The organism is Cellulomonas sp. NPDC057328 (genome assembly GCF_042667215.1).
Taxonomy (GTDB): domain Bacteria; phylum Actinomycetota; class Actinomycetes; order Actinomycetales; family Cellulomonadaceae; genus Cellulomonas.
The window spans coordinates 1-23,425 of the sequence record NZ_JBHUZW010000056.1 but is presented as its reverse complement, the minus strand read 5'-3'; the positions used below and the strand labels follow the sequence as shown (position 1 = coordinate 23,425).

The following is a 23,425-nucleotide window of genomic DNA, read 5'->3' as shown; positions in this document are numbered from 1 at the left end:
CGGCCGGGCGGCCCGTCGGGGCGCCGGGACGCGCGTCCGTGCTCATCCGCCCGCGGGCGCCGGGGCCCCCTGGACGCTGCCGTCCGCGAGCCGCAGCCAGCCGGTGCCGTTCGCCTCCACCATGCCGAGGCCGCGCGCGGCCTCGGCGAGGCGCGCGGGCGACGAGCGCTGGTCGAGCGCGGCCACGAGGTCCTTGCGGTCCTGGTCGAGCCGGCTGAGCTCGTTCGACAGCTCGTACCGCTCGAACGCGAGCGACGCCATCTGCGTGTTCAGCAGCAGCGCCGTGAGCAGCGCGCCCGCGAGGATCGCCATGCACGCGATGACGAACGGGACGCGCGAGCGCGCCTGCTCGGGTGCGCGCACCACCCGCAGGCGGGGCGCCGGCGCGGCGGCCGGACGGGCGGGCAGCGGGTACGCACGCGCGGTGCGTGCGGCGCTGGCAGGCAGGGCGCTCATGCGGTTCTCCTCGCGGTACGCAGGTGGTCGGGGGTGGGGCGCAGGCGCTCGGCGGCCCGCAGCCGGACGGACTGGGCGCGCGGGTTGCGCGCCAGCTCGTCGGCGTCGGCCTCCTCGGCGCCCCGGGTCAGCAGGCGCAGGTAGGGCGCGTGCGTCGCCGGCTCGACGGGCAGGTCGGGGGGTGCGCTCGACGTCGCGCCCGCGGCGAGCGCGCGCTTGACGAGGCGGTCCTCGAGCGACTGGTAGGACTCGACGACGACGCGTCCGCCGACCGCGAGCGACTCGATCGCCGCGGGCAGCGCACGCTCGAGCGCGGCGAGCTCGCCGTTCACCTCGATCCGCAGCGCCTGGAAGGTGCGCTTCGCGGGGTGGCCGCCGGTCTTGCGCGTCGCCGCGGGGATGCTCGCGCGGACGATGTCGACGAGCTCGGCGGTCCGCGTCAGCGGGGCCTGCTCGCGGCGGCGCACGACGGCCCGCGCGATCCGGGCCGCGAAGCGCTCCTCGCCGTAGACGTGCAGCACCCGTGCGAGGGCACGCTCGTCGTAGGTGTTGAGCACGTCCGCCGCCGTGACGCCGCGCGTGGGGTCCATGCGCATGTCGAGCGGCGCGTCGTGCGCGTACGCGAACCCGCGCTCCGTCTCGTCGAGCTGCAGCGACGACACCCCGAGGTCCATGAGGACGCCGCGCACGGACGGCAGGCCGAGGCGCTCGAGCACGTCGGGGATCTCGTCGTAGACGGCGTGCACGGGCGTGAACCGCTCGCCGAACGGCGCGAGCCGCGCACCGGCGAGCGCGAGCGCCTGCGGGTCCCGGTCGATGCCGACCACCCGCACGTGCTCGAACGCGCGCAGCACGCCCTCGGTGTGCCCGCCCATGCCGAGCGTCGCGTCGACCATCACGGCGCCGGGCTCCGCGAGCGCGGGGCCCAGCAGGTCGAGGCAGCGCTGCAGGAGGACGGGCACGTGCCGCGACGCGGCGTCCGCGTCGGTCGGCTCACCCATGGCCCTCCTCCTCCTGCTGCGTCGTGGTGGTGCGTCGTGGTGCGTGCTGGTGCGTCGGCGGCGGCACGGGGTCGGTCGTCGCGCTGCTCGCCGTCGGTCGGTGCCGGCCGGGCGGACCCTCCTCCGTCCGGCCAGATCCCCCACCGACCTCTCTGGCGCCGGGGAAGTGCGTCAGAGCGGACGGGAGGAGGTCTCGTCGGGCGGAGCAGGGTGTACGGGGCCGCACCACCGGCGAGGTGTGCCGGCGGTGGCGGGTCGGGTGCTGCGTCGGGTGGCGGCGGACGACGGGTGGGGCGGACGGCTCAGAACGGGCCGTTGGGGAAGACCTCCTCGGTCGTGTCGGCGTACCCCGCCTCCTGCTCGGACAGATAGGTCTCCCACGCCTCGAGGTCCCAGATCTCGACGCGGGTGCCGGTGCCGATGACGGCGACGTCCCGGTCCAGCCCCGCGTACTTGCGCAGGACCGGCGGGATGGAGATGCGTCCCTGCTTGTCGGGCAGCTCGTCGCTGGCCCCCGAGAGGAAGACGCGCAGGTAGTCCCGCGCCTGCTTGCTCGTGACGGGGGCCTGCCGCAGCTGGTCGTGCATGCGGCGGAACTCGTCCATCGGCAGCAGGAAGAGGCACCGCTCCTGCCCGCGCGTCATGACCAGCCCCGGGGCGAGCTGCGGCCGGAACTTCGCCGGGAGGATGAGCCGGCCCTTGTCGTCCAGGCGCGGCGTGTACGTCCCGAGGAAGGGCGCGAAGGAGCCGAAGGCGCCGGTCGAGTCATGCGACACCTCACTCCCTCCTGAGCCCGTTCCTGCCGTGTCCACCCGGCGCGGAGGACCGGTCGCTCCCGGTCTCTCCACGTGCCTCCACGGTACTCCACTTCCCTCCACGCGCATCTCGTGGAATCGCCAACTTCACCCTTACGGCATGCGTTCATGCAGGTCAGAGGCGTGGAGTGAAGTGGAGGACACGACGCGCCGCCGACGTGTCGCACGTCCGCGACGGATTGCGCGGGCCGGACGAAACGGTCCGATCGCGGGCGATCCGGACGCGGCGCCGCCGGTGCGGGGAGCGTCGTGGGGGGAGGTGGAGGGTGATCCGCGCCCCGGGTGGAGGGAAGTGGGGCGGACCGCCCCCGGACGTGGCGCGCGCCACGTACGCTCGTGCCCAGTCCGCCGAGGGAGTCGCACACATGCAGGCACTGCCGTCACCGGACGAGCTCGACGGGCTCGTCTCCGTCACACGCCGGCTCCGCGCCGGCATCGAGTCCGTCGTCACCGGGCGTCCGGAGCTCGTCCGCGTCGCCCTCGCGGTGCTCCTCGCCGAGGGGCACCTGCTCCTCGAGGACGTGCCCGGCGTCGGCAAGACCACGCTCGCCAAGGCGATCGGGCGCAGCATCGACGCGCCGGTCGGGCGCATCCAGTTCACGCCGGACCTGCTGCCCAGCGACCTCACCGGCGTCAGCATCTTCCGCGCGCAGACGCACGAGTTCGAGTTCCGCCCCGGGCCGGTGTTCGCGCACGTCGTCATCGGCGACGAGATCAACCGCGCCTCCCCCAAGACGCAGTCCGCGCTGCTCGAGTGCATGCAGGAGGCGCAGGCGACCGTCGACGGCCGCACGTACCCCCTCCCCCGCCCGTTCCTCGTCGTCGCGACGCAGAACCCGGTGGAGATGGAGGGGACCTACCCCCTGCCGGAGGCGCAGCGCGACCGGTTCATGGCGCGCCTGACGGTCGGGTACCCGAGCGTCGACGCGGAGATCGCGATGCTCGACGTGCAGGAGACGGCCGACCCGCTCGAGCGGCTGCGGCCCGTGACGACGGCCGCCGAGGTCGGCCGCCTCGTCGACGTCGCTCGCCGCCTGTACGCCGCTCCCGCGCTCAAGCGGTACGTGGTCGACCTCGTCGCGGCGTCCCGCGAGGACCCGGGCCTGCGGCTCGGCGCGTCCCCGCGCGCGGCCATCCAGCTGCTGCGGGCCGCGAAGGCGCTGGCGGCCATCGGCGGGCGGGACCACGTCCTCCCGGACGACGTGCAGGAGCTCGCCGTGCCGGTCCTGGCGCACCGGCTCCTGCCCAGCACCGAGTCGCGGCTGTCGGGCCGCACGACGCAGGACGTCGTCGGCGACATCCTCGCGCGGACCCCCGTGCCGGCCCTCGACCCGCCCGCCCGCGTGCGGCGCGCGCTGGGCTGATGCGCCTGCGGCCGACCCCGCGCGGCTGGGCGCTGGCCGCCGCGGGCGTCGTCGCGCTCCAGCTGGGCGTGTCGCTCGGCTCGCTCGACCTGGTGCGCGCCGGCGTCCTGCTGCTCGTGCTCGTCGGCGTCGCCTTCGCCGCCGTCGCGCTCGGCGACCCCGCGCGCGGACGGCGCCGGCTCGACGTCGTCCGCGACGTCAGCCCGAACCCCGTGCACGCCGGCGACGAGGCCCAGGTGCGGGTCGACGTGCGCGCGGCCGACGGGGCCGGCCGCGCACGGCTCGCCGGGCTGCGCTTCGCGGAGCAGGCCGCCGTCGAGCTGTCGGGCGGGCGGCCGCTGCGCGCCCGCGTGCGCCGCGCCGCCGACCACGTCGCGGTGACGTACCCCGTCCGCACCACGCAGCGCGGCCGCTGGCCCCTCGGCCCCCTCGTCGTCAGCCGCACCGACGTGTTCGGCGTCGTGCGCGCGCGCACGACCCTCGGCCGCGAGTCGGAGGTCGCCGTGTGGCCGGCCGTGACGGCCCTCCCCGCGCCGAGCGACGTGCTCGTCGGCGAGCCCGACCGCGTCGCGCTCGGCGCCCGCACGCCGTCGACCGACGACGCGAACCTGCGGGACTACCGCGAGGGCGACGACCTGCGGCGCGTGCACTGGCGCTCCAGCGCCCGCCGCGGCGCGCTGCTCGTCCGCTCGGACGAGCGCGCCGGCATGCGCCCGGTCACGGTGCTGCTCGACCTGCCGGTGCGGCAGAGCACGGCCGAGTGGGCGATCTCCCTCGCCGCGTCCGTGGCGCTCGCCATGCTCGACGGCGGGCACCCGGTGCGCCTCGTCGGCGCCGGCATCGCCGCGGGCCGTGGCGCTGTCGGCGCGTCCGCCTTCGTGCACGCCCGCGGCGGCCCGGAGGCCCGCGCCGCGCTCCTGGACATGACGATCGACCTCGAGCCGGCGCGCTCGTCCGCCGAGGCCGACGCCCACCTGCTCGACGCGGCGCGCCTGCTGCACACGGCCGACGCGGGCGGCGAGATCGTCATCGCCGTGCTCGGCGCGCTGTCCGGGCCGGCGCGGGCCGCCCTCGCGCACGTCGGCGACGCGGCCCACGGCTGGGCGCTCGTGCAGACCGACGGCCGGCACGCGGGCGACACCCGCGACGCGCAGCACACGCAGGCCGCCCTGGTGCGCGCCGGCTGGCGGGTCGCGGGCGCGACGGCCGGCGAGAATCCCGTCGCCTGCTGGCTGCGACTGCTCGGGAGCGCACGGTGAACCGGCCGCACGGGCCCGAGCAGGGCGTGCGGGCGGTCGTCGGCACGGCGCTCGCCGTCGCCGCCACGTGGGCCGGCCTGCTGGCGCTGGGCACGCTCATCGCGGGGCGCCGGTGGTTCGTGGTCGCGTGCGCCGCCGTGCTCCTCGTCGCGGTCGTCACCGCCGTCACCCGCGCGCTCACGCGGACGTGGTGGGCCCCGACCGCCGTCGGGGCCGCGGTGGCCGTCGTGGGGCTTGTGCTGCGCTACGGCGCCCCGCCGGGACGTCCCCAGTTCCTGCCCGACCCCGACGCGTTCCGGCGCACCTGGGCGCTGGCGCGCGAGGGCGTGGCCGTCGTCAACGACTCCTTCGTGCCCATGCCGGACGTCCGGCCGGGCGAGCTCCTCGTCGTGGTCGGGGCGCTCGCCGTGCTGCTGCTCGTCGACCTCGCCGTGGTCGCGCTGCGGGTGCCGGCGCTGTCCGGCCTGGCACTCGTGGCGCTGTGGGTGCCGGGTGTCCTGCTCGGCTTCCCCGCCGGCGGCGCGTCCGTCTTCTGGGCCGGCGTGGCGTACCTCGCGCTGCTCGCCTACGGCGCGGCACCGCAGCACGCGCACGCGGGGCGGCGCCGCCGCGTCGTCACGACCGGCGCGGGTGCGGCCCTGGTCGCCACGGTCGCGCTCGTGGCCGGACCGCCGCTCATGGACGTGCCCGGCTGGGCGTCGGTCGGGCTCCCCCAGCTCGGCGCGGCACCCGTCGGCCCCCTCGAGCTCAGCGACCAGCTCGACCTGCGCGAGAGCCTCGGCGCGCGCTCGGCGCAGGAGGTCCTCCGGTACAGCGTCGTCGACCCCACCGCGGAGCCGGACGGCACGGACGAGGACGAGGCGGGCATCGCCGCGCTGCCGTCGGTCGAGGAGACGGCAGCGGCGGCTCGGGCGGTCGACGCCCGGCTCGTCGGGCCGCTGCGCGCGTTCACGCTGACGACCTTCGACGGGCGGACGTGGGAGCGCACCGAGCCCGAGGCGGTGCAGGAGTGGGACCCGACGACCCTGCTGTCCTCCGACGCGGCCGTCGCCGGATCGGTGCCCGACGCGACGGCCGGCACGCTCGCGCAGGTCGACGTCGTGGTGGGCGCGCTGCGCGAGCGCCGCCTGCCCGTGAGCACGCACCCGCGCACCGTCCAGGTGCCGGGCGACTGGTCCTGGGACCCGCGGCGGGACGAGGTCGTCGGCGAGGACTCCACGGACGCCGACCTGGCGTACTCCATGCTCGTGCAGGTCCCCCAGCTGACCGCCGACGAGCTGCGCGGGGCGCCCGTGGGCACGCCGCCGGACGCCGGCCTCTACACGGCGGTGCCCGACACCGAGCACCGCGACGACGTCGAGCGCCTCGTCGCCGAGCTGACCGCGGACGCCGACACCCCCTACGCGCAGGCGATGGCGCTGCAGGGCTGGCTCCGGTCGGCGTCGAACTTCACGTACGACACGCGCGTGCCGCCCGCCCGCACGTCCGACGCCGTGTGGGACTTCCTCGAGTCGCGGCGCGGCTACTGCGTGCAGTTCGCGACCGCGATGACGGTCATGGCACGCATGCTCGACATCCCGGCCCGGGTCGGTGTCGGCTTCCTGCCCGGCGAGCGGACGGAGGACGGCTCGTACGTCGTGACGGGCCGGCTCGCGCACGCGTGGCCCGAGCTGTACTTCGAGGGCCAGGGCTGGGTCCGGTTCGAGCCGACACCCGCCTCGCAGACCGGCGCGCCGCCGACGTGGGCGGACCCGTTCACGGGTGTCCAGGCGCCGGGCTCGGTGCCGGAGGAGCTCACGCCGGGCCGCGTCGCGCCCGCGCCCGCGGCGACGGCCACCGCACCCGCGACGTCGGCGCCCGCCGCGCAGGACGACTCCGTGCCCTGGCCGGCCGTCGCCCTCACCGTGGGGCTGGGCGTCCTCGTGCTCGGCGGCGGCGCGACCGTGCTGCTGCTGTCCCGGCGCGGCCGGCGGGTGGTCGAGACGACGCCCGAGCGCGCCTGGGCGGCGCTGCGGCGCGACCTCGCGCGCCTCGAGGTCACCTGGTCCGACGCGGCGACCCCCCGTGGCGCGCTGCGCGACGTGCAGCGCGCGCTGCTGCTGCGCGCCGAGCGCACGCTCGACGGCCCCGCGCTCGCCGCGTTCGAGCAGCTGGTCGCGGCCGTCGAGAGCGGCCGGTACGCCCCCACGCCCCGGGACGTCGACCCGGCCGCACTCGACGGGTGGGTGGCCGCCGTGCGTGACGGGGTCACCGAGCTCCTCGGGGAGCGTCCGCGCGCCGGCGCGGTGCCGCGGATCGGCCGGTCCTCGGGCTGACGGCCGACGGTCCGGTCGGCGGGTCCGCCGTCGCTCGTGCCTCGTCCCGTGCGCAGCGCTCGGCCGGTGCGCGGGAGCCGGTCCGTCGCCGGTCCGCTCGCCGGCCCCGCCGAGGGTGCTGCCTGCCGCGCGTCCCGGCGCGACGACGCCGCCGGCTCGAGGAGCCGGCGGCGTCCGTACGTACGACTGCGGACGAGTGCGAGCGGTGCGTGTGCCCGGTGCGCGGTGTCCGTGGTGCGCGGTGTCCGCGGTCCGCCGCGGTCGGCGCCTGCGGTCAGGCCGCTGAGCCCACGAGGGAGCGGGTCAGCGGTCGCCCTCGTGGCGCCGGCGGTCCCAGCGCTCCTCCATGCGGGACATGAAGCCCTGCTTGCGCGTGCCGGGTCGTGTCGCGCCCGTGGGGCGACGGACGGTGCCGTCGGGGCGGACCGCGCCCTGCGGCCCCGACCGCGCACGACGCGGCGCGGCGAACGCGAACGCGACGGCGGCGAACATGACGACGAAGCCGAGGGCACCGAGCCAGGGCTCGGACGACGCGGCACCGACGACCAGGAGCAGCAGGCCGACGACGGCACCCGCGCCGGCGATGACGTACCGCGTGACCGGGCGACGACCGCCGCGGCTGGTCAGCGTGTTCGCGAGCCGAGGGTCGTCAGAGGTCAGCTGACGTTCCATCTGCTCCAGAACGCGCTGCTCGTACTCGGAGAGAGGCATGACGACCCCCGTCGCACTCCGGTGGACTATGGGTGATCAGGATATGTCGGCGGTGACGATGGTGGAAGTCGAGCGCTGCGCCACGCGGGCGACCGGATCGGGTGAGACTCGCCACGGGGGGCCGTCCGCGCCCGCGGCGGTGCCCGCCGGGACGGCGACGGGGCCCGCCAGGGGCGGGACGGCGCCGGTCTGCTCGCCCGCGGCGGGCGGCCGCACGCCCGCCGGGACGTCCTGCAGGCGTCCGACGGCCACGGTCAGCGCCTCCGGCACCGCGACCCACGTGAGGCCGGCGAGGAGGTCGCGCGCGACGAGGTGGAGCTCGCGACCGTGGCCGGACGGCGTCGTCAGGGCGCACGAGCGGGTGTGCTCGGCCCCGTCGGCCGTGCGCACGGTGAGCGCCACGGTGCGGCCGGCCTGCCGGCGTGCCGCGAGCGCGCGACCGCACGCGTGCGCCGCCTCCCGCAGCAGCTCGTCCAGCACGTCCCGTCGACCGCCGGCGGCGGCGCACGGGACGTCGACCCGCACGACGCGGTCGGCCGCCGGCCGCGGCCGGGGCACGACCGGCCGGACGTCGCGACCCCGGGCGAGGTCGCGGAGCCAGTGCACCGTGGCAGGCCGGTCGAGCCCGCGCAGGAGCACGGCCGAGGCGTCCGCCAGCTCGCCGAGCCGCCGGATGCCGGCCGCGGCGAGCGCCGCCTCGAGGGGCCCGTCGACCTCGGCGAGCGCCGCCACGGGATGCTCCCCGAGGAACCGTGCCGTCGCGCCCTGCGGCACCAGCAGCACGCCGTCGGGGCCGGCCGCGCGACCGGCGAGCCGGGCGACCACCTTGGTCGCGCCGATCCCGACCGAGCACGTCACGCCGTGCTGCTCCCGCAGCCGTTCGCGGACGCCCCAGGCGATCGCCGTCGGCGGGCCGAGCCGACGACGGGCGCCACCCACGTCGACGTACGCACCCGCGTGGCCCGCCGGCTCCACGAGGGCGGTGACGTCCTCGAGGACCGCGAGCAGGCCCGCGCGTACGGCGTCCTCACCGGCGGGGTCCGCCGCGACCACGACCGCGTGCGGGCAGCGCGCCAGGGCGGCCGCCAGGTCGTCCCCCGCCCGGACCCCGAAGGCCCGCGCACGGGCCGACGCGTCGCGCACCCGGCCGGCGTCGTCGACCAGCACGGGCAGCCCCGCCAGCTCGGGCCTGCGTGCCAGCGCGACCTGCGCCGCCGGCGCGTCCACCTCCACGTGCAGGACGTGGCAGCCGTCCTCGGCGGGCACGGTCGGGTGACCGCTCACCGGGACGCCAGCGCGCGCACCGGCGCGGCCGCGTCGCCGAGCAGCAGTGCACGGGCGGCGTCGACGAGGTCCTCGGCCGCGCAGAGCGCCCGCTCGGCCCGCGCCTCCGACACCAGCTCGAACCGGCCGGCGTCGACGGCGGACCGCAGGGCCGCCGACTGGGCGAAGAACGCCGAGTGCGCGTGCAGCTCGGGCGCCACCGCATCGAGCATCCCCCAGACCGTCCGCGGCGCACCGCGGCCCGCGGGACGCCCCCGCGCGGCGACGACGGCCGCACCGGCGCGCAGGGCGGCGAGGTGGGCGTGCGAGAACATCTCCCACGGCTCGCCGGAGAACTGAGCCGCCAGCAGCTCGGCGTCCGCCCGTGCGAGCAGGTCGGCGGTCTGCGGCGGCAGGGCGGCGGCCGCCTCGGGTCGCAGGACGCTCACCCGTCCGGACATCGCACCCACCTCCCTCGTGGCGGCACCTCCGCCGACACCATGATCGAACACCTGTTCGAATAGCGCAATCCCCGGTCGGTCCCCGGCTCGCGCCGACGGGCCGTTACCGTGACCGTTACCGTGACCCGGTGGCCCGTCGACCCGCATCATCCCGCCGACCACCGACACCCGCGCCGGACGTGGCGCCGTGGCCCGTCGGGCCCGTCGCCGTCACGACGGGCACGGCGGAGGTCGTGCCCGAGCCGGGACGGCCTCGCGCGGCGACGCTGCTGGTCAACGGCGTGCCGAGCTCGTTCGTCGACCTCGACGACCCCGACCTGCTCGACTTCGAGTACATGCAGCAGATGGCTGCGGTCGTGGGCACGCTCGCCGACCGGCGCCCCGAGCCCGCGGTGCTGCACCTCGGCGCCGGCGGCTGCGCGCTCGCGCGCACGCTGGCCCACCGGTACCCGGGGGCGCGCCAGCTCGCCGTGGAGCTCGACGGCGAGCTGGCCCGGCTCGTGCGCGCGTGGTTCGCGCTCCCCCGCGCGCCGCGCCTGCGCCTGCGCACCGGCGAGGCGCGTGCCGAGCTCACCGGCGTGGGCGACGCGTCGTGGGACGTCGTCGTGCGCGACGTCTTCGCCGGCGACCGCACGCCCGACCACCTGACGACCAGCGAGGTCGCCCGCGAGGTGGCGCGCGTGCTGCGGCCCGGCGGCGTCTACCTCGCCAACTGCGCCGACCGGCCGCCGCTCGCCCTCGCCCGGGCCGAGGCGGCGACGCTCGCCGGCGTCTTCCGGCACGTCGCCGTCGTCGCGGAGCCGGGGCAGCTGCGCGGCCGCCACTACGGCAACGTCGTCCTCGCGGGCACCGACGACGACGGCCTGCTCGACGACCCGGCGCTGGCACGGACGCTGCGCACCCTGCCCGTCCCGGCGCGCATCCTCGTGGGCGCCGAGCTGCGCGAGTTCGTCGGCCGGGCGACCCCGCTGCACGACCCGCCGCAGGAGCCCTCGCACGCCGCGCCCGCGTCGCCGCCCGACTAGGCCACGGCCTGACCGGCCGGGCCGGGGTACGTCGACGCGGTACGACCACGCGGTACGACGACGGGGCCGCACCCGTGGATGCGGCCCCGCCGTGCGGCCGGGCGGAAACCCGGCCGTGCTCACCGCGCGGGTGTCACAGCGGGCGGACGTGCTCCGCCTGCGGACCCTTCGCGCCCTGCGTGATCTCGAACTCCACGCGCTGCCCCTCGTCGAGCGAGCGGTAGCCCTGCGAGTCGATGGCCGAGTAGTGGACGAAGACGTCGGCGCCGCCGCCGTCCTGGGCGATGAACCCGTAGCCCTTCTCGGCGTTGAACCACTTGACCGCACCCTGTGCCATGTCGTGCTTCCTTCGCGTCCCACCGGTGACCGGCACGGGCACCGTGCCCGCGCCGCGCCGCAATGCCTCACGTCCTGCACCGGGTGGTCCGACCCGCGAGGGCCGACGGTTCCGCGCCTCGCGCCTGACGGGGCGACCACGGGTCCGGTCGAGCGTCCGTACGTCACTGCAACGGCCGCATCCTTGCACGCGGGGTGTGGCGCACGCCACGTCAGGTGGACGTGCGTCCGCGTGCCGCCGGCAACGATCCGGTCACGACGGCGCCGCGAGCGCGGCGGCGGCCCGGCGCCGCGCTCCCCCGTCAGCGGCCGGGGTCGTCGTCCGTCTGCTCGGCGAGGAACCGCTCGAGCTCGGCGCCGATCTCCTCGGCCGTGGGCAGGTCCGTGGTCTGCGCGAGCAGGCTCGTGCGCCCGATGCTGCGCGTGAAGGCGTCGTACTGCTCCTCGAGGGCCTCGACCAAGGACGCCACCTCGGGGGCCTGCGCCACCTGACGCTCGACCTCCCGCATCGCCTCCTCGGCGGCGGGCTCCAGCGCGGCGACCGCGAGGTCGAGACCCGTCGCACGCTCGACCTGCCGCAGCGCTGTCACGCCCGCCGTCGGGTAGGCCGACTGGGCGAGGTAGTGCGGCACGTGCACCGCGAAGCCGAGCGCGTCGTGCCCCTGCTCGCCGAGCCGCAGCTCGAGGAGGGCCGCGGCGCTGGCGGGCACCTGCACGGTGCCGAAGAACGAGGTGTGGTCGGCGACCAGCTCGGCACGCGTCGCGTGCGCCGTCACCGACGCCGGCCGGGTGTGCGGGACGCCCATGGGGATCCCGTGCACGCCGACCACGAGCGGGACGTCGAACCGCTCCACGACCTGCCGCACGGCGGCGACCCAGCGCTCCCACTGCGTGTCCGGCTCGACGCCGTGCAGCAGCAGGAACGGGACGCCCGCCGCGTCCTCCAGCAGGTCGACGGCCAGCTCGGGCGCGGCGTAGTCGGTCCAGCCGTCGCCGTCGAACGTCATGACCGGCCGGCGCGACCGGTAGTCGAGGAGCTGGTCGACGTCGAAGGTGACCAGCCGCTCGCCCGTGCCGGCGGACAGCAGGTGCTCGGCCGCGAGCTGGCCCGCCTGGCCGGCGTCGACGAACCCGCGCACCGCGTGCAGCAGCACCGGTCCCCGGCCGCCCGCCGCGCGCGCGTCCAGGCGCTCGGCCACCTGCACGTCCACGTCGTAGATGCCTCGGGGGTCCAGCATGTCGCTCCGCTCGTTCACGTCGTCGTCCCTGTCACACCGGTGCAACGCCGCGGGGCCCCCTGCTCTTCCCGCGGCGCCTGCGGCCGCCGCGGGAGCCGTCAGCGCCCGGGCAGCCGCACGACCTCGACGAAGAACTCGTCGATCTGCCGCACCACGTCGATGAAGCGGTCGAAGTCCACCGGCTTCGTGACGTACGCGTTGGCGTGCAGGGAGTACATGCGCAGCACGTCCTCCTCCGCCTCGGACGTCGTCAGCACGACGACCGGGATGGCGCGCAGCGCCGCGTCGGACTTCAGCGCCTCGAGCACCTCGCGCCCGTCCATCCGGGGCAGGTTGAGGTCGAGCAGGATGAGGTCGGGCGTCGGGGCGTCGGCGTGCTCGCCCTCCTTGCGCAGGAACTCCAGCGCGCTGACCCCGTCCGACACGACCGACAGGCGGTTGCGGACCTTGTTGTGCTCGAAGGCCTCGCGGGTCATCAGCACGTCGCCCGGGTCGTCCTCGACGAGGAGCACCTCGATGGTCTTCTGGTCCGCCACTACTGCTCCGTCCGTCCCCTCGCGGGGATGTCAGCCCTCGACGACCGCGGGCAGGGTCCACCGGATGGTGGTGCCCTCGCCCTCGCCCTCGGGGATCCAGATCCGACCGCCGTGGAACTCGACGATCTTCTTGCACAGCGCCAGCCCGATGCCGGTGCCCTCGTAGACGTCCTTGGCGTGCAGCCGCTGGAAGATCACGAACACCCGCTCGGCGTACTGGGGGTCGATGCCGATGCCGTTGTCCCGGCACTCGAGCTCCCAGGAGTCTTCCACGCGGCGCGCGCTCAGGTGGACGCGCGGCACCCGGTCGGGGTGCCGGAACTTCACGGCGTTGCCGACGAGGTTCTGGAAGAGCTGGACGAGCAGCGGCTCCTCGCCGCGCACCGTCGGCAGCGGGTCGTGCGTCACGACGGCACCGGCGGCCTCGATGCGCTCGTCGAGCTGGTCGACCGCGCGCGCGAGCGCCTTGTCGAGGTCGACGTCGACGACCTCGCCGCCCACCCGGCCGACCCGCGAGAAGCCGAGCAGGTCCTGGATGAGCCGCTGCATGCGCTTGGCGCCGTCGACGGCGAAGTCGATGTACTGGTCGGCACGCTCGTCGAGCTGGCCGCCGTACCGCTTCTGCAGCAGCTGCGTGAAGCTCGCGACCTTGCGCAGCGGCTCCTGCAGGTCGTGCGACGCCACGTAGGCGAACTGCTCCAGGTCCCGGTTGGAGCGCCGCAGCTCCTCGGCCTGCTCGGTGAGCCGCTCGTGCGCGTCGGCGATCTCGGCGCGCGACGTGCGCAGCTCGCCCAGCTGGGCGACCAGCGCGACACGCATGTGCTCGACGTCGCCCGCCAGCTGCTCGATCTCGCCGGGGCCCCGCACGGCGACCGGGCGGTCGAGGTCGCCCTCGGCGACGGCCCGCGCGTCGGCCGCGAGCGCGTCGACCGGGGACACCACCCAGCGGCGCAGGGCGACCCAGATGAGGACGCCGACCACCACGGCCGTGAGGACGACGGTCGTCAGCAGGATCGCCGAGAGCGTCGTCATCCGCTCCAGGTCCGCCACCGCGTCGGCCCGGATGCCGCGCAGCCGCTCGAGGTACGTGCCGACCGACGCGCGGACCTCGTCGAAGTAGCCGCGGCCACGCTCGATCTGCTCCGGCGAGACGGAGTCGGAGCCCTGCGCCTCGATCTGCGCGATCATCGGCTCCGCGTGCTCGGAGTACCAGGCGCGGGCGGCAGCCACGGCGGCCCCGTAGTCGTCGAGGACGGCGTCGTCGCCCGACCGCTCGGCCACCGCGCGCGCCGTCCGCTCGAACTCGTCACCGATCTCCAGCGACCGCTGGTACGGCTCGAGCGTCACGGGGTCGCCCGTGAGCGCGTACCCCCGCAGCCCGGTCTCGGCGTCGACCATCGACACGAGCGCCCGGTCCGTCTCGCTGACGGCCTGGAAGTACTCCTGCGTCACCGCGTCCTGCAGCGCGAGCGTGCGCGCGAACACGGTGCCCGTCAGGAGGACGACCAGTCCCAGCACGAGCCCCGCCGACACGAAGAGGGCGGCCAGCCGGCGGCGCAGCGTCGCGGACGTGCGCACCGTCGCGGGGCTCACGCCTCCCACCCCAGCAGGACGACGGCGGCGTCGTCGACGAGGTCGCCGCCGTGCCGGGCGCGCACGGCGCCGATCAGGTGGCCGAGCACGGGGTCCTCCTCCTGGCCGGGGACGGGGACGGGCGCGCCCGTGGTGGCGCGCGAGGTCGCGTGGGCGAGCTCCATCAGCCCGGCCTTGCCGAGCCGCTCGCCGCCGCTGCCGACGGTCGCCTCGAGCAGGCCGTCGGTGTACATCAGCACGCGCCACGACGGCCCCAGCTCGAGGCGGCGCGCGGGCCAGCCGCCGCCGACCGGGATGCCCAGGGCGCGCCCGCGGGCGTCGGCGGGGAGCAGGTGCACGCCGTCCCCGAGCAGGAACGGCACCGGGTGCCCCGCCAGGTACAGGTCGGCGGACCGCCGGTCGGGCGCCACGGCGAGCATCGACACCGTGGTGAAGACCTCCGGCCGGGCCCGCTCGGCGTCGAGGACGCGTTCGAGCAGCCCGAGGATGTCGTCCGCCGGCACGTCCGCGAGCACGAGCGTGCGCCAGGCCGTGCGCAGGGTCGCGCCGAGCGCCGCCTCGTCGGGGCCGTGGCCGCACACGTCGCCGACCAGCGCGAGCACGGTGCCGTCCGGCCGCTCGACGACGTCGTAGAAGTCCCCGCCGAGCAGGCCGTCGCGGCCGGCGCGGTAGCCCACGCGGACCTCCAGGCGCGGGTCGGCGACGACGGGGCGCGGCAGCAGCGCGCGCTCCAGCCGGTTCGTCTCGGCGGCGCGCACGAGGCTGCGGTACAGCGCCCGGTCGGTCTGCTCGAGGCGGCGGCGCTGCACGGCGTAGCGCACGGCGCGGGCCAGGCTCTCCCCGTCGACGTCGCCCTTGACGAGGTAGTCCTGCGCACCGGCCGCGAGCGCGGCGAGGCCGGCGTCGGTGTCCGTCAGGCCGGTGAGGACGACGATCGGCGGCGGCGCGTCGGCCGCCAGCAGGCGCTCGAGCGCGCCGAGGCCCATCGCGTCGGGCAGGCCGAGGTCGAGCAGCACGCAGTCGGCGTCGAGGTGCGCCAGCGCCTCGTCCACGGAGCGGGCCCACACGATGTGCTCGGCGAGCCCCGCGTCGGCGAGGTGCTCCTGGACGAGCAGCGCGTCGCCCTCGTCGTCCTCGACGAGCAGCAGGCGCAGGCGGCCGTCGACGTCCGCGGGTGTGCGCACGTCGTCGTCCGACGTGGCCGGGGAGCTCGTCACGCCCGTCCTTCCGCAGGTCTGCCCCGCGGTCGTGCGGGTTCGGCTGGGTGAACTGTAGGGCAGCGCCGTCCCTGCGGCGCACCGCCGGGACGGCGACACGCCCCCGGACGGGCGGCGCGCCGGGCCGGCCCCCGCGCAGCGGATAATGGTCGGCCGCCCGTGCGCCCGCACGGTGGCGACGACGGGGGTGAGCACGCACGTGGCTGGGAGCGACCGGGAGCTGGACGGCGAGCAGCGGGTCGTCGACGGGCTGTACACGCGCCTCGACGAGCTGCGCGCGCAGGCGCGCCGCCGGCTCGCCGACGTGCGGCGGCAGCGCCCGTCGGGGTCCCCGCAGAACCGGTCCGAGCGCGACGCCTTCGCGACGCTCTACGAGGACCGCGTGGCGCAGCTCGAGGCCGTCGAGGAGCGGCTCGCGTTCGGCCGGCTCGACCTCGTCGACGGCGACCGCCGGTACATCGGCCGCATCGGGCTCACCGACGAGGAGCAGACCCCGCTGCTGACCGACTGGCGGGCACCCGCGGCGCAGGCGTTCTACCGCGCCACGTCGGCGCAGCCGGACGGCGTGGTCCGTCGCCGCCACCTGGTCACCGCGGGGCGTCGGGTCACGGGCGTGGAGGACGACGTCCTCGACCTCGACGCGCTCGCCGCCGCGGGCGTCGACCCGGCGAGCCTGTCCGGGTTGTCCGGCGAGGGCGCCCTGCTCGCCGCGCTCGGCGCGGGACGCACCGGCCGCATGGGCGACATCGTGGCGACCATCCAGGCCGAGCAGGACGCGATCATCCGCTCCGAGCTCGGCGGCGCGCTCGTCGTGCAGGGCGGTCCGGGCACGGGCAAGACGGCGGTCGCGCTGCACCGGGCGGCGTACCTGCTCTACAACCACCGGCGGCTGCTGGAGCGCTCGGGGGTGCTCCTCGTGGGGCCGTCGCGCACGTTCCTGCGCTACATCGACCAGGTGCTGCCCTCGCTGGGCGAGACGGGTGTCGTGACCGCCACCGTCGCGGAGCTCGTCCCCGGCGTCGAGGCACGCGGCACCGAGGACGACGCCGTGGCGACCGTGAAGGGACGGGCCGTCATGGCCCGCGTCGTCGCACGCGCCGTGCGCCAGCGCCAGCGCGTGCCCGCCGAGCCGGTCCGCGTGCGCGTGGACGGCCGGACCGTCGTCGTGCGCCCGGACGACGTCGCCGCCGCGATCGCGCGCGCCCGCCGGCAGCACAAGCCGCACAACCAGGCCCGTGTGACGTTCGTGCGCGACATGCTGTCCCGGCTCGCCGAGCAGTACGTGCAGCAGCTCGCGTGGGACGTCCCGCCGGAGGACCGCGCCGAGATCGTCGAGGACCTGCGCACGACGCGCGAGATCCGGGTCGCCCTCAACCTCGCGTGGATGCCGCTCACGCCGCAGGGCCTGGTCCGCGACCTCTACGCCAAGCCGCACCGCCTGGAGGCGGCCGCGCCCGACCTCTCGCCGGCCGACCGCCGCCTGCTCGCGCGGCCCGCCGACGCCCCGTGGACGCCGGCCGACGTGCCGCTGCTCGACGAGGCCGCCGAGCTGCTCGGCGAGGACGACCAGGCCGCGCGGGCGCAGGCGCGCGCGGACGCCGAGCGCCGCGCCGCGGAGGTCGAGTACGCGCGCAACGTGCTGCGCTCGACGGGTGCGGGCGACATGGTGTCGGCCGAGGTGCTGGCGGACCGGTTCGCGAGCAGCGGGCCGTCGCTGACGACGGCCGAGCGCGCCGCGGCCGACCGGACGTGGGCGTACGGGCACGTCGTGGTCGACGAGGCGCAGGAGCTGTCGCCGATGGCGTGGCGCGCGCTGCTGCGCCGCGTGCCGACCCGCTCGCTGACGATCGTCGGCGACGTGGCGCAGACGTCGGCGGCCGCGGGCGCCCGCGACTGGGGACGCACGCTCGACCCCGTGCTGCGCGGCAGCTGGCGGCTCGCCGAGCTGACGGTGAACTACCGCACGCCGCGGACGGTGGCGGAGGCGGCCCAGCGCGTCGCGCGGGCGGCACGCCTGCCCGTCACCCCGCAGACGTCGGCGCGCGACGTGGACGACGCGCTGCGGGTGCGCCGGTCGGCCGACGACCGCGCGCTCGTCGCCGACGTGGCGGCGGCCGCGCACGCGCTGGTCGCCGAGGTCGGCGGTGCGGGCGGTGCGGGCCGGACCGCCGTCGTCGCGGTGGGGGCGCGGACGTCCGAGGTGGTCGCGGCCCTGCGCGCGCTCGGGCACACGCCGCCCACCGGGGACGTCGTCGACCTCGACGCCCCGCTGGTCGTCCTGACGCCCACGCAGGCGAAGGGGCTCGAGTTCGACGCGGTCGTGCTGGTCGAGCCCGCCGAGGTGCTCGCCGCCTCCGGCGGCGACCTGTACGTCGCGATGACGCGCCCCACGCGGGTGCTGCAGGTCGTCCACGCGCAGGCCCTGCCGCCCGGCCTGGAGGCCTGACGCCCCCATCGGGACGCCTCGGCGCGCACGTCGAGAACGTTGTCGATATCGATACGGAAAACGTTTCGGACGTTGACGACCCGGTCGCCGCGCCCGCAGTGTCCCTGTCGTTCGCACACCGTCCACCGGGAGTTCACCCGGGGACGGCCGACGGCTCTGCAGGGGGTGCACACCGTCATGGACCGACTCGTGCTCATCGCGGCCGACCTGGTCGCCGTGGGTCTGCTCACGTGGACGTACTTCCGCCGGCACCGGCGCCGCGACCTCGTCGTCGCGTTCATCGGCGTCAACGTCGGCGTGCTCGCCGTCGCGTCGTCGCTCGGCGCCGGCGGCGTCGGCGCCGGGCTCGGCCTCGGGCTCTTCGGCGTGCTGTCGATCATCCGGCTGCGGTCGACCGAGATCGGCCAGCGCGAGGTCGCCTACTACTTCGCGGCGCTCGCCCTCGGCATCCTCGGCGCGCTCCCCGCGCCGCAGCCCTGGCAGGGACCCGCGCTGATGGCGCTCCTGCTCGTCGCCGTGCTCGCCGCCGACCACCCGCGCCTGCTGCAGCGGCACCGGCGCCAGGAGCTGGTCCTCGACGGCGCGCACGTCGACGAGGTCGCGCTCGTCGCGCGGCTGGAGGGGCTGCTCGGCGGGCGCGTGCACGGCGTAAACGTGCAGCGCGTCGACCTCGTCGACGACACGACGTGGGTCGACGTGCGGTACGAGGTGCTGCCGCCGCCCGCGTCCGGCCGCCGCCGCACCGGGCGGCGCACCGACCCCCGGACCGAGCCGGCCGTGACCCGCACGGGCGTCCTCGCCGGCGCGGCCGGCGGCGCCGCCGGCGGACCGGCGGCACCCGCCCACCGCGGCACCGGCACGCACCACGGGAGCGCCTCGTGAGCGCGCCGACGCTCGCCCTCGGCGCACCGGTCGTCGCGCCGGTGACCACGCCCGTGACCGCGCCGGGCGCCGCGCCGGGCGCCGCGCCGACGACGTCGGGCGTGACGCCCGTGGGCCACGCCGCACGCCTCGTCGCGGCGGCTCCGCCCGACCGGTCCCTCCTCGACGCCCCGCTCGCCCGCCTCGACCCGGTGGGGCTCGACGCGCTGCTCGACGTGGCGGCGCTCCAGACCCGCGTGGACCGCAAGTACCTCGTGCCCGTCGACGCGGTCGACGCCCTGCTGCGCGGGCTGCCGGCGGACGCGCGCGTCCTGCAGATCGGCGACCTGCGGGTCTTCGACTACGAGTCCGTCTACTTCGACACGCCCGACCTGCTGGCGTACCGCCTCGCGGCGCACCGGCGGCGGCAGCGCTTCAAGGTCCGCACGCGCACGTACGTCGACTCCGCCGCGTGCTGGCTCGAGGTCAAGACCCGCGGCGCCCGCGGCACGACCGTGAAGGAGCGCGTCGTGCACGCGCTCGAGCACCGCGCCGACGTGGCCCCCGGGCACGCCTTCGTCAGCTCGACGCTCGGCGCCCGCGGCATCGCCGGTGCCGACGCCCTCGTCCTCGCACCGGTCCTCGTCACGCGGTACGCCCGCGCGACGCTGCTGCTGCCGGGCACGGCCAGCCGCCTCACCGTCGACACCGGGCTGCTGTGGGACGACGGCCGTGCGCCCGTGCAGCTGCGCCGGCTCGCCGTCGTCGAGACCAAGAGCGGGTCGACCGCGTCCGCCGCCGACCGCCTGCTGTGGACCCTCGGCCACCGGCCCGTGCGGATCTCGAAGTACGCGACCGGGCTGGCGACGCTGCGCCGCGAGCTCCCGGCGACCCGGTGGAGCCGCACGTTGCACCGGCACCTGCTCCCCCACACCGAGGCACCCGCGGCTCCCTGACGCACGGCCGCCCGCTCCGCGCACGAGCACCCGCACCGCCCGCACCCGACACCGCCGTCGTCCCGCCGGCACCGCACGCGGCCCGCCCGGGCCCGAGGAGGCACGCCATGCCGCACCCCGTCCGTCGCACGCTCGCCGCCGCCGCCGTCGTGGCGGCGCTGGCCGTGCCCGCCGCCGTCCCGGCCTCCGCCGCGGCACCGGCACCCGCCGCGCCGACGCCCGCCGCCGTCGACACCGGTCTGCAGGGCGACGTCACCTTCTCGGTGCCGCCCGGCACCTTCACCGGCGAGGTGTCCGTCGCCCTCGGCACGTCGGTCGCGGGCGCCGTCGTCCGCTACACGACCGACGGCTCCGCGCCGACCGCGTCCTCCCCCGCGTACGCCGCGCCGCTGCGCCTGACGCGGAGCACCGAGGTGCGCGCCCAGGCGTTCACGGGCGGCACGCCGGCGGGCGAGGCCGGCACCGCGCAGTACGTCGCGACCGCCGTCACCACCGCCCACGACCTCCCCGTGCTGCTGCTCGACTCCTACGGGCGCGGGCCGGTCGCGGACGACGACCACTCGGTCGCCGCCATGGAGTTCCAGCCGTCCGGCGGCACGACCTCGCTGACCGCGGAGCCGACGCTCGTCGGCCGCGCCGGCTACCGGCTGCGCGGGCAGTCCAGCCGCATGTTCGACAAGAAGCCGTACCGCCTGGAGCTGCGGGACGCGGCCGACGACGACCTCGACCTGCCGTTCTTCGGCATGCCGGCCGAGTCGGACTGGGTGCTGCGCGGCCCGTACGCGGACAAGTCGCTGATCCGCGAGGCGCTCGTGCTCGACCTGGGCCGGGAGATGGGGCTCGACGTGCCGCGCTACCGGCTCGTCGAGGTCTACGTGAACGACGACGCCGCACCCGTCGCGGCGGACGACTACCGCGGCGTGTACCTGCTCCTCGAGACGATCAAGAACCAGAAGAACCGGCTCGACCTGAAGAAGCTCGACGCCGACGACGTCACGGCACCCGCCGTCGAGGGCGGGTACATCTTGAAGTTCGAGTGGATGGCCACCGAGGGCCCGACGCTGCGCTGCACCGGCGCCGCCGCGACGTGCTGGACGGACCTCGAGGTGCACGACCCGGACGACCTGGCCGCGCAGCAGCAGGCGTACATCACCGGGTACGTCCAGCGGCTGCACGACGTGCTGCACGGCCCGAACCGTGCCGACCCCGCCACCGGGTACCCGTCGCTCATCGACGTCGGGTCGTTCGTCGACCTCGCGATCGTCAACGAGCTCAGCCGCAACATGGACGCCTACTACCGCAGCCTCTACCTCTACAAGGACCGCGGGGGGCTGCTCACGGCCGGCCCGCTGTGGGACTTCGACCTCACGTTCGGGGTGGGCGGGTACTTCGGCAACGAGCAGACGTCCGGCTGGCAGTACCAGCAGACGCGGCAGCCCGTCGCGACGGACTGGTTCTCGATCCTGCTGGCGGACCCCGCGTTCGCGAACCGGGTGCGCGCGCGCTGGCAGGAGCTGCGGCGCGGCCCGCTCGCCGACGCGGCGCTGCGCCAGCGCGTCGCCGCCCTGTCCGCCCAGGTCGAGGACGCCGCCGCGCGCGACGTCCGCCGCTACCCGCGCCTGACCACCCGGATGGTGGGACCGTTCATCACCTCGACGACGGGCACGTGGCGCGGCCAGGTGCAGGAGGTGCAGGACTGGGCCCTGCGGCGCGCGGTGTGGCTCGACGGGACGCAGGCCTGGGGGGCACCCGCGACACCCGTGCCGACGCCCACGACCACGCCCACGCGGACGCCGACCCCGACCCCCACGACCACTCCCTCGCCGACGGTGGCACCGACCCCGACGCCGACCGCGACCGTGACGCCGACCGCCGGCCCGACGGCGGTGCCGGGCGGCTGCACGGCGACGTTCCGGGCCGTCTCGCGGTGGCCCGGCGGCTACCAGGGCGAGGTCACGGTGACGGCCGGCACGACGGCCCTCGCCGGGTGGACGGTCGGTCTCGCCCTGCCCGCCGGCACGGCGCTGTCCCAGTCGTGGAACGCGACCGTCACCGGCTCGGGCGGGTCGCTGCAGGCCCGCGACGCCGGGTGGAACGGCGCGCTGCGGCCCGCCGCCACCGCGACGTTCGGCTTCCTCGCCACGACGACGGGCGCCGGTGACGGCTCCCCGGCCGTGACCTGCACGGGCCGCTGACGCACCCCCGGACGTCGTGCCCGACAGGGGGCGGGCACGGCGTCCGGTGGCCGGGACGGCTTTGGTCCACGAGCCGGACGAGGAGCACCATGGGGCGTGCCCACCGCTCTGCTGCTCGAGAACCTCCACCCCCAGGCCCGCCAGATCCTCGAGGCGGCCGGCTTCGACGTCGTCACCCGCACGGGTGCGCTGGACGAGGCCGAGCTGATCGAGTCCCTCGCCGGCGTGCAGGTGCTCGGCATCCGGTCCAAGACGCAGGTGTCCGCCGACGTGCTCGCGGCCGCCCCGGACCTCGAGGTCGTCGGCGCGTTCTGCATCGGGACCAACCAGATCGACCTGCAGGCGGCCGCCGACCGCGGCGTGGCCGTCTTCAACGCGCCGTTCTCGAACACCCGCTCGGTCGTCGAGATCGCGATCGCCGACATCATCGCGCTGACGCGTCGGCTCACCGTGCTCGACAAGGAGATGCACGCGGGCATCTGGAACAAGTCCGCGACCGGCGCGCACGAGGTCCGCGGCCGCACGCTCGGCATCGTCGGCTACGGCAACATCGGCACGCAGCTGTCGGTGCTCGCCGAGAACCTCGGCATGTCGGTCGTCTTCTACGACACCGCGGAGAAGCTCGCGCTCGGCAACGCGCGCCGCATGGACACCCTCGACGAGCTGCTCGAGACCGCCGACGTCGTCACGCTGCACGTCGACGGACGCTCCGGCAACGCCGGCATGTTCGGCGCCAAGCAGTTCGCGCGCATGCGCCCCGGCTCGATCTTCCTCAACCTCTCCCGCGGGTTCGTCGTCGACTACGCCGCCCTGAGCGAGGCCGTGCTGTCGGGCCACGTCGTGGGCGCCGCCGTCGACGTGTTCCCCGAGGAGCCCAAGCGCAAGGGCGACCCGTTCGAGTCGGAGCTGCGCGGCCTGCCGAACGTGATCCTCACGCCGCACACGGGCGGCTCCACCGAGGAGGCGCAGGAGGCCATCGGCCAGTTCGTCGCGAACAAGGTCCGGGACCACCTCGCGACCGGCTCGACGAACCTGTCGGTGAACCTGCCGAACCTCGCGCTCGACCAGCGTCCGGACGCGCACCGCATCGCCTACCTGCACCGCAACGTGCCCGGCGTGCTGGCCACCATCAACGCGACCCTCGCGGAGCACGGCGTCAACATCGAGGGCCAGCTGCTCGCCACGCGCGGCGAGCTCGGCTACGTCGTGACCGACGTCAGCACGCTCGTCGAGCCCGCCGTCGTGCAGGCGCTCGCCGGGCGTCCCGAGTCGCTGCGGCTGCGCCTGCTGTCCTGACGGCCTGCTGCACGGCGGGCCTGCTCCACGGCGCGGCCCTGCTGCACGACGAGCGGCGCGTCACCTCCCGAGGGGGTGACG

The 23,425-nt window shown here is 76.4% G+C and carries 20 protein-coding genes; 9 read left to right on the top strand and 11 right to left on the bottom strand.

Features of this window, described 5'->3' with window-relative positions; genetic code table 11:
- Positions 1-42: 42 nt before the first annotated feature.
- The 3 genes from ACFUMH_RS11515 to mraZ all read right to left on the bottom strand — a co-directional run bounded on the left by ACFUMH_RS11515 (position 43) and on the right by mraZ (position 2,233).
- Positions 43-456 carry a hypothetical protein gene (locus tag ACFUMH_RS11515; protein ID WP_378205062.1) on the bottom strand — a complete coding sequence of 138 codons (414 nt, stop codon included), beginning with the start codon at positions 454-456 and terminating at the stop codon, positions 43-45.
- Complete coding sequence (gene rsmH / locus ACFUMH_RS11510) at positions 453-1,457, bottom strand: 16S rRNA (cytosine(1402)-N(4))-methyltransferase RsmH (RefSeq protein ID WP_378205059.1); 1,005 nt, start codon at positions 1,455-1,457, stop codon at positions 453-455. The genes ACFUMH_RS11515 and rsmH overlap by 4 nt, the downstream gene beginning before the upstream one ends.
- A 302-nt stretch (positions 1,458-1,759) precedes the next feature.
- Positions 1,760-2,233 (bottom strand): division/cell wall cluster transcriptional repressor MraZ, encoded by a 474-nt coding sequence (mraZ, locus tag ACFUMH_RS11505; RefSeq protein ID WP_378205056.1) that lies wholly within the window; start codon positions 2,231-2,233, stop codon positions 1,760-1,762.
- A 404-nt stretch (positions 2,234-2,637) separates the two neighbouring features.
- On the opposite strand from mraZ, the gene ACFUMH_RS11500 reads away from it, so the two are divergent.
- The 3 genes from ACFUMH_RS11500 to ACFUMH_RS11490 are packed head-to-tail and all read left to right on the top strand — an operon-like array spanning position 2,638 to position 7,210.
- A complete protein-coding gene (locus ACFUMH_RS11500; RefSeq protein ID WP_378205052.1) occupies positions 2,638-3,636 on the top strand; it encodes an AAA family ATPase in 999 nt (332 codons plus the stop codon).
- Positions 3,636-4,895 (top strand): DUF58 domain-containing protein, encoded by a 1,260-nt coding sequence (locus ACFUMH_RS11495; protein ID WP_378205049.1) that lies wholly within the window; start codon positions 3,636-3,638, stop codon positions 4,893-4,895. The genes ACFUMH_RS11500 and ACFUMH_RS11495 overlap by 1 nt, the downstream gene beginning before the upstream one ends.
- Positions 4,892-7,210, top strand: coding sequence for a transglutaminaseTgpA domain-containing protein (locus ACFUMH_RS11490; protein WP_378205046.1), 2,319 nt, complete (start codon positions 4,892-4,894; stop codon positions 7,208-7,210). Before ACFUMH_RS11495 ends, ACFUMH_RS11490 begins: the two co-directional genes overlap by 4 nt.
- 303 nt (positions 7,211-7,513) lie before the next feature.
- Here the strand turns inward: ACFUMH_RS11490 and ACFUMH_RS11485 are convergent, their stop codons facing one another.
- Genes ACFUMH_RS11485 through ACFUMH_RS11475 form a run of 3 tightly spaced genes read right to left on the bottom strand, consistent with a single transcriptional unit; the run spans position 7,514 to position 9,645 of the window.
- On the bottom strand, positions 7,514-7,921 hold the full coding sequence (locus ACFUMH_RS11485) for a DUF3040 domain-containing protein (protein WP_378205043.1): 408 nt from the start codon (positions 7,919-7,921) through the stop codon (positions 7,514-7,516).
- 36 nt (positions 7,922-7,957) lie between these two features.
- The gene (locus ACFUMH_RS11480) at positions 7,958-9,205 is read right to left on the bottom strand and encodes a DNA polymerase IV (RefSeq protein ID WP_378205040.1); all 1,248 of its coding nucleotides are present in this window, start codon (positions 9,203-9,205) and stop codon (positions 7,958-7,960) included.
- The gene (locus tag ACFUMH_RS11475) at positions 9,202-9,645 is read right to left on the bottom strand and encodes an SAV_6107 family HEPN domain-containing protein (protein WP_378205037.1); all 444 of its coding nucleotides are present in this window, start codon (positions 9,643-9,645) and stop codon (positions 9,202-9,204) included. Before ACFUMH_RS11475 ends, ACFUMH_RS11480 begins: the two co-directional genes overlap by 4 nt.
- Positions 9,646-9,773: 128 nt before the next feature.
- Here ACFUMH_RS11475 and ACFUMH_RS11470 point away from each other — a divergent pair, with 128 nt between their 5' ends.
- The gene (locus tag ACFUMH_RS11470) at positions 9,774-10,670 is read left to right on the top strand and encodes a spermidine synthase (RefSeq protein WP_378205034.1); all 897 of its coding nucleotides are present in this window, start codon (positions 9,774-9,776) and stop codon (positions 10,668-10,670) included.
- 133 nt (positions 10,671-10,803) lie between these two features.
- Here ACFUMH_RS11470 and ACFUMH_RS11465 read toward each other — a convergent pair whose 3' ends face one another.
- The 5 genes from ACFUMH_RS11465 to ACFUMH_RS11445 all read right to left on the bottom strand — a co-directional run bounded on the left by ACFUMH_RS11465 (position 10,804) and on the right by ACFUMH_RS11445 (position 15,590).
- Entirely contained in the window at positions 10,804-11,007 is a 204-nt protein-coding gene (locus tag ACFUMH_RS11465; protein WP_378205031.1) for a cold-shock protein, read from the bottom strand.
- A 301-nt stretch (positions 11,008-11,308) separates the two neighbouring features.
- Positions 11,309-12,244, bottom strand: a complete 936-nt coding sequence (locus tag ACFUMH_RS11460) for a proteasome assembly chaperone family protein (RefSeq protein WP_378205065.1) — start codon at positions 12,242-12,244, stop codon at positions 11,309-11,311.
- Positions 12,245-12,342: 98 nt separating this feature from the next.
- Complete coding sequence (locus ACFUMH_RS11455; protein WP_378205028.1) at positions 12,343-12,780, bottom strand: response regulator; 438 nt, start codon at positions 12,778-12,780, stop codon at positions 12,343-12,345.
- 30 nt (positions 12,781-12,810) lie between these two features.
- Positions 12,811-14,373: an ATP-binding protein gene (locus ACFUMH_RS11450; RefSeq protein ID WP_378205025.1), complete on the bottom strand. Its 1,563-nt coding sequence runs from the start codon at positions 14,371-14,373 to the stop codon at positions 12,811-12,813.
- Positions 14,370-15,590: a PP2C family protein-serine/threonine phosphatase gene (locus ACFUMH_RS11445; RefSeq protein WP_378205022.1), complete on the bottom strand. Its 1,221-nt coding sequence runs from the start codon at positions 15,588-15,590 to the stop codon at positions 14,370-14,372. Before ACFUMH_RS11445 ends, ACFUMH_RS11450 begins: the two co-directional genes overlap by 4 nt.
- Positions 15,591-15,789: 199 nt before the next feature.
- Here ACFUMH_RS11445 and ACFUMH_RS11440 point away from each other — a divergent pair, with 199 nt between their 5' ends.
- From ACFUMH_RS11440 to serA, 5 genes are all read left to right on the top strand, one after another.
- On the top strand, positions 15,790-18,036 hold the full coding sequence (locus tag ACFUMH_RS11440) for a HelD family protein (RefSeq protein WP_378205019.1): 2,247 nt from the start codon (positions 15,790-15,792) through the stop codon (positions 18,034-18,036).
- 177 nt (positions 18,037-18,213) lie between these two features.
- Positions 18,214-18,918 (top strand): DUF4956 domain-containing protein, encoded by a 705-nt coding sequence (locus ACFUMH_RS11435; protein WP_378205015.1) that lies wholly within the window; start codon positions 18,214-18,216, stop codon positions 18,916-18,918.
- Complete coding sequence (locus ACFUMH_RS11430; protein ID WP_378205012.1) at positions 18,915-19,853, top strand: polyphosphate polymerase domain-containing protein; 939 nt, start codon at positions 18,915-18,917, stop codon at positions 19,851-19,853. The genes ACFUMH_RS11435 and ACFUMH_RS11430 overlap by 4 nt, the downstream gene beginning before the upstream one ends.
- Before the next feature lie 107 nt (positions 19,854-19,960).
- On the top strand, positions 19,961-22,048 hold the full coding sequence (locus ACFUMH_RS11425; RefSeq protein ID WP_378205009.1) for a CotH kinase family protein: 2,088 nt from the start codon (positions 19,961-19,963) through the stop codon (positions 22,046-22,048).
- A gap of 96 nt (positions 22,049-22,144) precedes the next feature.
- Positions 22,145-23,344, top strand: coding sequence for a phosphoglycerate dehydrogenase (gene serA, locus ACFUMH_RS11420; protein WP_378205006.1), 1,200 nt, complete (start codon positions 22,145-22,147; stop codon positions 23,342-23,344).
- Positions 23,345-23,425: the final 81 nt, after the last annotated feature.